This is a genomic window from uncultured Polaribacter sp., from assembly GCF_947495205.1.
GTDB lineage: Bacteria > Bacteroidota > Bacteroidia > Flavobacteriales > Flavobacteriaceae > Polaribacter.
This window is the reverse complement of sequence record NZ_CANLXV010000019.1, coordinates 1-11,722: the sequence shown is the minus strand read 5'-3', so window position 1 is coordinate 11,722 and position 11,722 is coordinate 1. Positions and strand designations below refer to the sequence as shown.

General features: G+C 27.0%; 16 protein-coding genes. All 16 read left to right on the top strand.

Annotated features, from left to right (window positions below; genetic code table 11):
- The first annotated feature begins 122 nt into the window (after window positions 1-122).
- The 16 genes from Q0762_RS13660 (at window position 123) to Q0762_RS13585 (ending at window position 11,000) form a co-directional block, all read left to right on the top strand.
- Window positions 123-821 carry a hypothetical protein gene (locus tag Q0762_RS13660; protein ID WP_298767650.1) on the top strand — a complete coding sequence of 233 codons (699 nt, stop codon included), beginning with the start codon at window positions 123-125 and terminating at the stop codon, window positions 819-821.
- A 160-nt stretch (window positions 822-981) separates the two neighbouring features.
- Window positions 982-1,638, top strand: a complete 657-nt coding sequence (locus Q0762_RS13655; protein ID WP_298767648.1) for a DUF4160 domain-containing protein — start codon at window positions 982-984, stop codon at window positions 1,636-1,638.
- A gap of 124 nt (window positions 1,639-1,762) precedes the next feature.
- Window positions 1,763-2,386 carry a hypothetical protein gene (locus tag Q0762_RS13650; RefSeq protein ID WP_298767646.1) on the top strand — a complete coding sequence of 208 codons (624 nt, stop codon included), beginning with the start codon at window positions 1,763-1,765 and terminating at the stop codon, window positions 2,384-2,386.
- 307 nt (window positions 2,387-2,693) lie between these two features.
- Entirely contained in the window at window positions 2,694-3,218 is a 525-nt protein-coding gene (locus Q0762_RS13645; RefSeq protein ID WP_298767645.1) for a hypothetical protein, read from the top strand.
- Between the two features lie 194 nt (window positions 3,219-3,412).
- Complete coding sequence (locus tag Q0762_RS13640; protein ID WP_298767643.1) at window positions 3,413-3,928, top strand: hypothetical protein; 516 nt, start codon at window positions 3,413-3,415, stop codon at window positions 3,926-3,928.
- 3 nt (window positions 3,929-3,931) lie between these two features.
- Entirely contained in the window at window positions 3,932-4,084 is a 153-nt protein-coding gene (locus Q0762_RS13635; protein ID WP_298767641.1) for a hypothetical protein, read from the top strand.
- Window positions 4,085-4,258: 174 nt separating this feature from the next.
- Window positions 4,259-5,038: an ion transporter gene (locus Q0762_RS13630; protein WP_298767639.1), complete on the top strand. Its 780-nt coding sequence runs from the start codon at window positions 4,259-4,261 to the stop codon at window positions 5,036-5,038.
- Window positions 5,039-5,044: 6 nt separating this feature from the next.
- Window positions 5,045-5,245, top strand: a complete 201-nt coding sequence (locus Q0762_RS13625; protein WP_298767637.1) for a hypothetical protein — start codon at window positions 5,045-5,047, stop codon at window positions 5,243-5,245.
- Between the two features lie 180 nt (window positions 5,246-5,425).
- Window positions 5,426-6,073, top strand: coding sequence for a hypothetical protein (locus Q0762_RS13620; protein ID WP_298767635.1), 648 nt, complete (start codon window positions 5,426-5,428; stop codon window positions 6,071-6,073).
- 634 nt (window positions 6,074-6,707) lie between these two features.
- Entirely contained in the window at window positions 6,708-7,289 is a 582-nt protein-coding gene (locus tag Q0762_RS13615) for a pentapeptide repeat-containing protein (RefSeq protein WP_298767633.1), read from the top strand.
- 1 nt (window position 7,290) lies between these two features.
- Window positions 7,291-7,788: a GyrI-like domain-containing protein gene (locus Q0762_RS13610; protein ID WP_298767631.1), complete on the top strand. Its 498-nt coding sequence runs from the start codon at window positions 7,291-7,293 to the stop codon at window positions 7,786-7,788.
- A 205-nt stretch (window positions 7,789-7,993) separates the two neighbouring features.
- Complete coding sequence (locus Q0762_RS13605; protein WP_298767629.1) at window positions 7,994-8,467, top strand: hypothetical protein; 474 nt, start codon at window positions 7,994-7,996, stop codon at window positions 8,465-8,467.
- 1 nt (window position 8,468) lies between these two features.
- A complete protein-coding gene (locus Q0762_RS13600; protein WP_298767627.1) occupies window positions 8,469-8,759 on the top strand; it encodes a hypothetical protein in 291 nt (96 codons plus the stop codon).
- A gap of 163 nt (window positions 8,760-8,922) precedes the next feature.
- Window positions 8,923-9,444 carry a hypothetical protein gene (locus Q0762_RS13595; protein ID WP_298767625.1) on the top strand — a complete coding sequence of 174 codons (522 nt, stop codon included), beginning with the start codon at window positions 8,923-8,925 and terminating at the stop codon, window positions 9,442-9,444.
- 159 nt (window positions 9,445-9,603) lie between these two features.
- Window positions 9,604-10,200 carry a hypothetical protein gene (locus Q0762_RS13590; RefSeq protein WP_298767623.1) on the top strand — a complete coding sequence of 199 codons (597 nt, stop codon included), beginning with the start codon at window positions 9,604-9,606 and terminating at the stop codon, window positions 10,198-10,200.
- Window positions 10,201-10,373: 173 nt separating this feature from the next.
- Complete coding sequence (locus tag Q0762_RS13585) at window positions 10,374-11,000, top strand: hypothetical protein (RefSeq protein WP_298767621.1); 627 nt, start codon at window positions 10,374-10,376, stop codon at window positions 10,998-11,000.
- The last annotated feature ends 722 nt before the right edge of the window (window positions 11,001-11,722 follow it).

Below are 11,722 nucleotides of genomic sequence, written 5' to 3'. Positions count from 1 at the left end.
AATTTTATTGCTTTTATTGGCGCATTTTGGAAAATTCTCGCACACTTTTAATTCAGTAAAATTTATTAACTTTACGCCTAATAAACGCAACAAAGTTTATACATCCACGTTGCCAGTAATTAATGAACAGCATTCAAATCATATTTAGTTTAGTTTTACTTGGATTTACTTTCCTTTGTTTCTGGTTACCTTTTAAAGAAGGAAAAAAAGTAACCGGAATTATTTTAGGAACACTTTTAGGAATTATTGTAATTTGGACAATAATAGCTGAACTTGAATTTTTAATTATTTTCATTTGGCCATTTATTTTGGCTTTTCAAATTACATTTTTGAGTTATTGGATTTTTAGGGTTTTTAAGAAATCAAAAGCTGGTATTTATATTTCATCATTTTTAGCTATTGGTTTTATTTTACTTTTTATGTCACCTTGGATTAGTGACTGGATATTCAGTAAAAATGATACTCGGAATTTATTCGCAAAACATAATATTGAATTAAAAGATGACTTTAAAATATTAAAAAACTCAAGTGGCGGATTTATGGATTATTACCATATTTTGGAAATTGAATTATCTAATAGAGATTATAATCGGTTAAAAACGGAAATTATCGAAAGTAGAAATTATTTAGGCAAGTTAAAAAACGACTGGTACAGTAAAAGACCTGAATTGGTAAAACTAGACACTATGAATTATGAAACAAAATATAATTATATTAGAGATTTCAATAAAAAACAAAAATTTGAAGATGGAACTTTTCATTTTGTATTCGAATTATCAAAATCTGAAAATAAATTGAGATATATTGGTTCGAATGAATAAAACTACTGGCAACACCGTGTATAATTCATTGCTAGTTTTAGCCTACTTACGAAAATCCTCGCGGATTTTCTATTCGGTTTTTATTTGCTAACTTTAGTGCTTGAACACGCAACGAAATCATACACATAACCGTTGTGTGTAAGCTAAAAACTGAACTCTATTGAAAAAAATTGTATACATTATATTTCTAATTATCTTGATAATTGGAATACCTTTTTTCTACTATATGTCAATAGACACTTTAGTTAGTTTAAAATATGAAACAGAAGTTGGAGAATGTATTTCCAATATAACTGGAACTGACTTATGCCTTCAATATGATATATTTCTGGGTTTAACTTATTTCCTTGCTTTATTAACTTTAATATTTATAATTTTTTACAAGAAAATTGTTAAAAAGGAAAAAATTATAAGTCCAATTAATTTGAATTCTGCATTTGATGACCTAAAGTTATCTTTTGAAAAAGGGTTAACAATTGAAAATCATAAAGCTGGAATTAGATATTTAGGTCTTGAAAAAGTAAAAGAATGGAAGTCTAAGTTTGGTTACTCTTTTAATATTTATAGTAATGATCATTTTATAGAAAATAAACCACATTTTCATTTTGACAATAAAGGAAAAGGAGTTTCTTGTAAAATGAGCTTTGAAGGAGAAATATTTGAAAGTAATGGTAAATATGAAATCGACAGAAAAGTATTGAAAGAATTAAGATACTTTTTATCATTAGAAAAAACTCAAGAAACAATTATTTACGAATGGAATATTAAGAATCCAAAATTGAAATACAAAAAAAAGCCTACACACAACACCGTATAAAAAAAATTGCTAAATTAGTGCTTAATCAAAGGCAGTTGCATTTTTATCAACTTCTGAATTTCCGTTGGAAATTCCTCGCTAACAAAACCGCAACTTTCCTTATACAACAACGTTGGGCATAATTATGAAAAAGAACTATTTGATATTCATTTTACTAATTTCTTTTGGAGTTAAAGCTCAAAATATAAAGTTGTTGAATAAAGATTTAAACTTAACAGACACTTTAAAATATAATAGAGAGATTAGAATATATTCTGGAGGAGGAATTAATAATTATTCTTCTGTCTTTAGAATGTATAATTACGAGAGAAAAAAATGGAAAGCGGAATTTTATGAGCATTATGCTGAAATTCCTAATAAAACTGAATTAAAAATTGAGAAGAAAAAGTTAAAACCAAAAAACAATTTTGACTTTATATTTCTAAAATTCTTGAGAAGTAAAGTTATGAATTTGCCAAATCAAGAAGAAATTAGTTGGAAAATTCAAGGAAGAGATTCAATTTTTGAAACTAAAACAAATAGAAAAGGTAAAGAAATAATTGAGTACGAATCCGTTCATAAATCCATAAGCATATTAGATGGAGTAAGTTATACTGTACAAGTGAAAGAATTCAATAAAACGAATGAATTTAAATATTATAATCCTGAAAGTTATTATAAAAATTTTAATGAGATAGATGAACTTTTATTTATGGTTGAAATATTGAATATAGTCAGAAATGAATTTAAAATTTGGAAAAAAAACTAAGCCCAACACCGTATAAATTTTATTGCTGTATTTTGCTTATTTTGGAAAATTCTCGCACACTTTTAATTCAGTAAATATTTACTAACTTTACGCTTAATCAACGCAACAAACTTTATACATCAACGTTGTGTGCAATTAGAGCAAAGTTTCACCATATCCGAGAAAGTTCTCTACTTGGAAGAAAAAAATAAGAGAGAAAAATACAAGAATTTTACACAAAATGAATTTCTTAAAAAAGAAGGCAAAATTGCAAGTGTTCAATACTCATGAAAAATTTGAATACGTTAAATATTAAAATAAAAAAATTATGAAATATTTTAAATTATTAATAATTATGATTTATGTACCACTTTTTGGACAAGAGAATAATTCTTTACAAAACTCATCTTATATTTTGGATAATGAGCAAGCAAAATTTATTCTTTTAGATGGTAATGATAATATTATTTTTAAAGGAGACTTCAAAAATGATAACTTTAAATCCAAACATTATCTATTTAGTAACGGAATAATTTATCAGAACAAGGATTCAATAGGGTTTTATTCAAATAAGAATATTTTCTTTTCTAAAATGAAATTTAGATATAAGAATCCTCTATTTAAAAATAACACAATTGAAAATATAATCTCTAAAGAGAAAATATGTGAAATAGAAGAAAATGAAAGTTATGGAATTAATGTTTATTTTAAGACCGACAAGGAAAAAGAATCTACAATGAATATTCTAACCTATTGGTCTAATATTATGAAAATTAATAGAATTTTAAATAAACGGTCTAATGAAAATGATTTTATTATTGGTTTCGTTACAGGAACAATAAGTAATAATTAACTGCACACAACACCGTATAAATTTTATTGCTTTTATTGGCTTATTTTGGAAAATTCTCGCACACTTTCAATTCAGTAAAATTTATTAACTTTACGCTGAATAAACGCAACAAAGTTTATACATCCACGTTGCCACACATAAACCACGAATCTCTAAAAAACTAATATAATCGAAAAATTTCGTATCTTTATTTCATGAAAAAAAAGCAATTTATAAGTATTGAAATCGATAAATTAACGAATTCAATTGAGAATAGAATTACTGGAGACAGTTTTGACACTCAAGTGCTTAAAATTGAAGAAACTGATTTGAAATTATTAGATAAGAATTGGAATTTTGATTGGAAACTTGAATTCGAAAATGGTGGAACAGTTTATAAATTAATAATTGAAGAAAATTATAAAGTAATTCAAGGCTTAATTAGTCTAAAATACAAAGACGGATTTGTATTTGTGGAATTAATTGAGAATGCTGACTTCAATATTGGGAGAAATAAAGTTTATTATGGAGTTGCAGGAAATTTATTTGCTTTTGCTTGCAAACAATCTTGGGACAAAGGAGATTTTGGATATGTTGCTTTTAATGCAAAATCTAATTTAGTTTCTCACTATGAAAATTTTTTAGGAGCAAAAAGAGTTGGAAACTCGAATCAAATGATAATTGAACCTAAAGAAGCTTTAAAACTAATAAAACAATATTATAAAGTTTAAATTATGGGACATATAAAAGAACCGAATGGAATTACACTTTTAGTTGAAAAACAAAACTTAACTTCTGAAATTGAAGAAAAAATAAAATCTTTCATCAAAAAAAGTAAAGAAAAAAATAAAAAGTTTTTGGAAAGCTTTAAAGAAACGGCTGAATAATTACGTGTGGCAACACCGTATAAATTTTATTGCTTTTAATTGCTTATTTTGGAAAATTCTCGCACACTTTTAATTTGGTAAATATTTATTAACTTTACGCTAAATCAACGCAACAAACTTTATACAACAACGTTGTGCAAAAGTTAAGAGGATTGAGCTAAGAAGAAAAATAATATGAAAAAGAGAATTTATGAATTCATAAATAAAAATCCAAGCTTTATTAAATTAATTTACGGATTAATTATTTTAAATGTTATTACTTTAATATTGGAATCATACCGAGAATTAAAAGTATCATTCTCTGATTTTTTTTATTATTTTGAACTAATTTCTGTAATTATTTTCTCGATTGAATATTTATTAAGGTTATGGACTTCTGATTTGGAAAAATCCTACAAAGGAAATTCTTTTAAGAAAAGGCTGAAATTTGGATTTTCAACTCTTGGCTTAATTGATTTATTAGCAATTTTACCTTTTTATCTACCTTTGATATTTCCTTTTGACTTGAGAATTTTAAGAATATTGAGACTTTTCAGGTTATTACGAATCTTTAAACTTGGAAGATATTCAAAATCATTAAATACAATAACGTGTGTTTTAAAAAGTACAAAATCTGAATTAGCTATTACTGGTTTTATTGCATTTATTTTACTTGTATTATCTTCAACAATAATGTATTATTTTGAAAATGAAGTTCAACCCGAAAAATTTGCAAGTATTGGACACTCATTTTGGTGGGCTATTGCAACTTTAACAACAGTTGGCTATGGAGATGTTTTCCCAATAACTGCAATGGGAAAAGTTATGAGTGGAATAATTGCATTAATCGGAATTGGATTTATTGCACTTCCAACAGGAATAATAAGTTCAGCATTTATAACTAGAATTCAAGAACAGAAAAAAAAGAAAGAAATATGTAAATGTCCTAATTGTGGGACTAAAATTAATAAATAAAAAGATATGAATAAAGGAGGATTTTCGTGGAAAAAATTAAGTGGATATTCAGCAGCAAAATCAAAGGTTTCAAGAAAAATTGGAGTTCCTTTGACAAAAAGTGGCAGAAATCAAAAAGTAGGAAAAATAGTAACCAAAGGTTGTTTAGGAATGTTAATTGCTTTGACTTTACCTTTTTTGTTTTTACTAATAATAATTTTATATTAATCAAAAAATAGGAGAATAGAAAAACCTTTGCACAACACCGTATAAATTTTATTGCTATTAATTGCTTATTTGGGAAAATTCTCGCAAACTTTCAATTCTGTAAATATTTATTAACTTTACGCTAAATCAACGCAACAAACTTTATACAACAACGTTGGCAATAATTAACAAAAACAATAAGTGAATAAAGAAAAACCTAACATTAATGATTATCTTATAGCTACTTTAAAAGGAGGAATTTCTGCTATTCCATTTGCAGGAGGAGTTATAAATGAATTTATCAATCTCACCATAAAAACTCCTATTGAAAAAAAACAAAAACAATGGATTGAATTACTTTATAAAGAAATAACTAATCTTAAGGAAAAACATAAAGAATTTGAAACTGAAAACTTAGCCAAAAATGAAAGATTTATTTCTTCTTTTGTAACGGCATCTCAAATTGTAATAAAAACTCACGAGAACGAAAAAATTAATTACTTGAAAAATGCTGTTATAAATAGTGTGAAATCTGATGTTAAATCTTATGAACAAACGATTTTTTTAAATTATTTAGACATTTTTACTGTTGAGCATATTAATTGTTTGAAAGCACTCATTAAAATGGGATTTAATGGACCAACATCTGCATCTGGAGATATTGAGGATATACATATTGGCTTTAATTCTCATATACCTGAATCTTCTATGAAATTCATAACTTTAGATTTGAAAAATAAAGGGTTTATAGATTCTGATTATACACTTTTGTCAAATTCAAAAATTCCCACACTAAAGATTAGTTGCTCGAAGTTAGGAAGGAATTTTATTAATTTTTTAAGTAAATAAACTATTGCCAACACCGTATAAATTTTATTGCTGTTATTTGCTTATTTTGGAAAATTCTCACACGCTTTTAATTCAATAAAATTTATTAACTTTACGCTAAATCAACGCAACAAACTTTATACAACAACGTTAGCCAAAACTGCTCACTCACTCAGGCGGAATAAAAAAGAGAAAAACGGAATTTTAAAATTATGGAACACTCTCTTACTTATCGCAATTTTTTGAAAATTGAGGAATTTAATAAAAATAAAAAAATGAGCAAACGCTGAAATCAAAATTGCGGAATATTTACTCAAATGTTAAATCAGAAAGTTTGCGGAATTGAGCTTATTTGAGAAAATTGGAAATGCAGAATTTTTAGAAATTTAAATCATAAAAAACGGAATTCAAAAATTGCGGAATTCTTACTCAAACGTGAAAAAAGAAAGTTAAAAAATAGTTAGAAAAAAATTAATTATGAAAAATCACAGCTTTGGCTAACACCGTTTATAAAAAATTGCTATATTTAGCCTAATCAAAGGTTGTTGCTTTTTTGCAATCTTTTATTTTCCGGTGGAAAATAACGATGGCACAAAAACGCAACTTTTCATATACATCCACGTTATGTGCAAGCGGAAAAAAACATCGAGATTAAATGGAACAACATTTTATTGAAGAAAAAACATTTGAAAGAAAAGACTATTCTGAAAATCGGCTTGAAAAATGCGACTACGAATTGTGTACTTTTTCAAACTGTAATTTTTCAAATTCTGACTTATCCAAAATTCGGTTTATCGAATGTGAATTTTACGATTGCAATTTAAGTTCAGTAAATCTACACGAAACGGGATTTCAAGAAGTAATTTTTAAAGGTTGTAAAATGATAGGACTAAATTTTGAAAAATGCAACGACTTTGCTTTTTCTATAAAAGCTGAAAATTGCCAATTAAATCATTCGATATTTTACAAACAAAAATTATCAAAAACAATTTTTGCCAAATCCAAGCTTCAAGAAGTCGATTTTACAGATTGTGATTTGAACTCTTCTGTTTTTGATGATTGCGATTTACTAAATACAATATTCGATAATACGGATTTGCAAAATGCTGATTTCAGAAATTCTTATAACTTTACAATTGACCCAGAAAATAACAGAATTAAAGGAGCGAAATTTACTTTAGAAACAGTAATTGGACTTTTAAATAAATACAATATTAAAATAGAACCCAATCATTAAAATGCAACCAAGAATAGAAACACTTCCAAAAAGGAAATTAGTCGGTAAATCAATAAAAATGTCTTTAGCGAACAACAAAACAGCTGAACTATGGAGCAATTTTATGCCTAAAAAAAAGGAAATAAAAAATACAATTGGTTCAGATTTATATTCAATGCAGATTTATGACAAATCTCTAAATTTCAAAGATTTTAATCCGCAAACTGAATTTTTAAAATGCGCAATGATTGAGACCTCGGACTTTGAGAATATTCCAGAGAATATGGAAACAAGAATTTTGGAGGGCGGACTTTACGCAGTTTTTATTCATAAAGGAACGCCAAAGGATTTTCCAAAAACATCACAATATATTTTTGGGCATTGGTTACCAAATTCTGAATACGAACTAGACAAAAGAGAACATTTTGAAGTTTTGGGAGCAAAATACAATCCAACCGATGAAAACTCTGAAGAAGAAGTTTGGATACCAATAAAACAGCGCGAAAACGCAAGCACATAACAACGTATATAGCTCATAGCTAGCTCTTTGCTTAATAGAAGTTAAGGTATAATTGCTAGTCCGCCAAATTTTTTAATTTGGCTTATTGAGAAAAAAGATAATAAGAAAAATTAAAAAATTCGGCTCGTGCTTCATTCGAAAATAATTTCATAATTTACACGCTACGAGCCATATACAGAGACGTTGGCATTAATTAAGAACGAAAATGAGAAAACATATAATTTTAACAATTTTTCTAATGTTAACTCAAATTGGATTTTCTCAAGTTCCAATTGGGAAAGACCTTGAAAAAGGAAAAAATGAATTAATAAAACTTATGAAAAATAAAGGTTTTACTTTTTTTAAAGAATCAAAAAATGAAATTTTTAAATACAATAAGGAAACAAAAAGAGGAGACTTAAAAACAGGAAAATTCTATTATTCTGTTTTATTCAAAGAAGAAGTTGAAATAAAAATATACTTCAATAAATTTGAAAATATTAACGAAGTATTTATTTTTCCAAATAGAATAGAAAATAAGAGGAAAATATTGAGAATGTTAGAATTTGGGAAATGGGAATTTCTTTACGAAAGAAAAAGTTATACTGGAATTGATAAGGTTTACAAAAATGAAAATTATTATTGTTTAATTCCAAATGGTCAAATAATGCAAATTAATTTTTATAAAAAGAAACCGTAAAATGAAATTAAATCTTGTGAAAGGCGGAATAAAAGGAATTGCTTTTCAAAGGGACTTTAAAGGAAACCACAATCTTAATAAGAATTTTTATGTAATATCATACGATTTGAAATCCAATGAAGGTTACATCCAAAAAAAAGGAGTGAAAAATTGGAAATTATATACTCAAATTGGACAAAAAATTGGTGAACGTAGAAAATTCTATTTTAATACTTTTGAAAGTTGTGTTGAAAAATTAAAAGAGCTAAAAGGAGATGATTTAATTTATATTTACAATCCTGAAAATATTTAAAAAAACTAATGCCAACAAGGTATAAATTTTATTGCTAGTTAATAGCCTACTCGCGAAAGTCCTCGCGGACTTTCTAATCAGTAATAATTTGCTTACTTTTAGCTTAAAATACGCAACAAACTTTATACAGAGCCGTTGTACTGCATTTGACAAAACCAATGAAATGAATCAAACATTAATTATAGCTATTTTATCACCTATTCTATTAACTGTTGGCGGAATTATTTCTTGGATTATTAAATCTAAAAAAGAAGATGTTCTGAATTCAGAAGCAAAGTCGAGGGAATTTAAGATAGAAACGTATAAAATACTCTTAGAACCATTTATCGCAACAATGACTTTTACATTATCTGAAAAAGTCAAACAGAGAGAAATAAACAAGCTGACCACATTGGAATATAAAAAAGCTGTGTTTGATTTGACAACATTTGGGTCTGATAAAGCTATACAGGTTTTTAATAAAATAATGCAGACCTTTTTTCATTCAGATATTTATAAAGATGAAAATGGAGAATATACATCTGATTATGGAAACAGGTTGATTGCATTACTTAGTGAACTTTTGTTGCAGATTAGAAAAGACTTATATACGAAAAAGACAAAGTTGAAACGTTCTGAAATGCTTGAATTTATGATAACAGACATGGAGCAAACTAAAGAAATTATTAACGAAATGAAATTATAAAAACGCAGTACAACACCGTATAAATTTTATTGCTATTTATGGCTTATTTTGGAAAATTCTCGCGCACTTATAATTCAGTAAATATTTACTAACTTTACGCTTAATCAACGCAACAAACTTTATACAACAACGTTGTGCGTAAGCTAAAAATCGAACTAAATGAGAAACTATATTCTTCTAATTTTAACATTAATAACACTTTTAAATTGTACAAATAAAGGAGAAAAAAATAATAATGAAAAAATTGTAAAAACGGAATCTGTTGTCGAAAAAAAATCAACTGAAAAACAAGATGAGCAAACTGCAATAATAAAAACCGAATCGAAAAAACAAAAAAACGAAAAAAATATAAACTGGAAACATCCAGAGTTTTTTGAATTTAAAAATTACAAAGAATATCGAATTTCAGATACAATTCAAATTGACCTGAATGGAAACGGAATAATGGAAAAAATATACTTTGAAAATAAAAATTGTCCGAAACTTATAATTGAGGAAAAAGGACATAATTTAATCTCAATTGGTTGCGGAAAAGAAGAATATAAAGGATTTCCTAATGCTATAGGTTGGGTTAATTTATGGTGTATTGTCTATGACAAAGAAACTTTTGAAGTTATAGTTCAAAACGGAGAATTAATTGGCGAAGAAAAAGTGAATTTGGAACGACCGAGCATTTACGTTGGAAAAGAAGAAGCTGGTGGAGGAATAATAACATATAAGAATGGAGAACTATATTGGATACATCAGTCTGACTGAAAAAAGCCTACGCACAACACCGTATAAATTTTATTGCTTTTATTGGTTCATTTTGGAAAATTCTCGCACACTTTTAATTCAGTAAATATTTATTAACTTTACGCTAAATCAACGCAACAAACTTTATACAACAACGTTAGCTTTAATTACCCAAAAAAAACCTACGAAAAAGAATGAAATTAGCTGAATTTGAACAAAATTTACATAAAAAACTTAAAAATTACGAAAAACCAAGACCTTTAATTTGTGAAGGAAATCCTTTAAATTGTGAAATATTTATAGTTGGTATAAATGCTGCAACTGAAATGAATAAAGACTTTTGGAGTTTTTGGACAAAAGAAAAAGGGTTTAGTAAGTCTGAATGGTTTGAAAGTTACATTCTTGAGAGAAAACTGAAACCTTTAAAACCAGGAAAAACAAGAAGGAATAAATTAAGTAGCACAAGGCAACGAATTGAATGGATTATTGAATCAGCAAATCCAATCAAAACTTTGGAAACGAATTTGTTTGTAAAAGCTACACCAACTGCTGACGAATTAACAAATAAAGACCGAGAAAGTTCAGTATTTGAATTTTTACTAAAAACTATAAAACCGAAAATTATTTTTATTCACGGAAATGAAGTAATTGAATATTTTCAAAAACTTTACGGAATAAAAATCGTGAAAAACAAAATAGAAAACTTTGAGATTTTAGGAACAAAAACGAATTTATTGGCTATGAATCATCTTTCAAGAGGTTGGTCTAAACAAAAATCAATAGAATTAGGAAAACAATTAAAATCTGAAATAAATAACTAAAGCTAACACCGTATATAATTTATTGCTGGCTTCTTGCTTACTTTCGAAAGTCCTCGCGGACTTTCTTGGTCGGTAAATATTTACTAAATTAGTTGCTTGAAATACGCAACAAACCATATACAACAACGTTGGCATCCATAAATCGCGCGCCAAAACAGGACGTGACAAGCTTAATATTAATAAAATGAGTTGTTTAAATATTAAAGTTAAAAATGGAATTCATAGTTGTTTAATATAAAAAGTAAGAACGTAAGCCACTCCTGTTTTTCGGACTTAACTCGAACGAAACTGTTGTGAATATTTCGGACTTTACTCTTGGAAATAATTTGTTAAACAATAACGGAATTAAAACGTTAGCTACTTCTGTTTTCGGACTCAACTCGAACGCAACTGTTGCTAATATTTCGGACTTTACTCATGAAAATAATTTGTTAAACAATAACGCAGTAGATACGTGAGCAACTCCTGTTTTCGGACTCGACTCAAACGCAACTGTTGCTTATATTTCGGACTTTGCTCCTGTTATTAAATATTAAGGTTAATTGTAAATATTAAACTGTAATTAGTTGTTTAAAAGCTAAAATAGAAGTTTAGAAATTGAAAAAGTAAATAGGAAAAAACATAAAACGTATGCCAACACTATATACCTGAGTTCGATTAATAAAACGCAAGTTGATTAGTATTAACTGTTTGGTATTTTATAGAAGGTTTTTTAGGCAAAA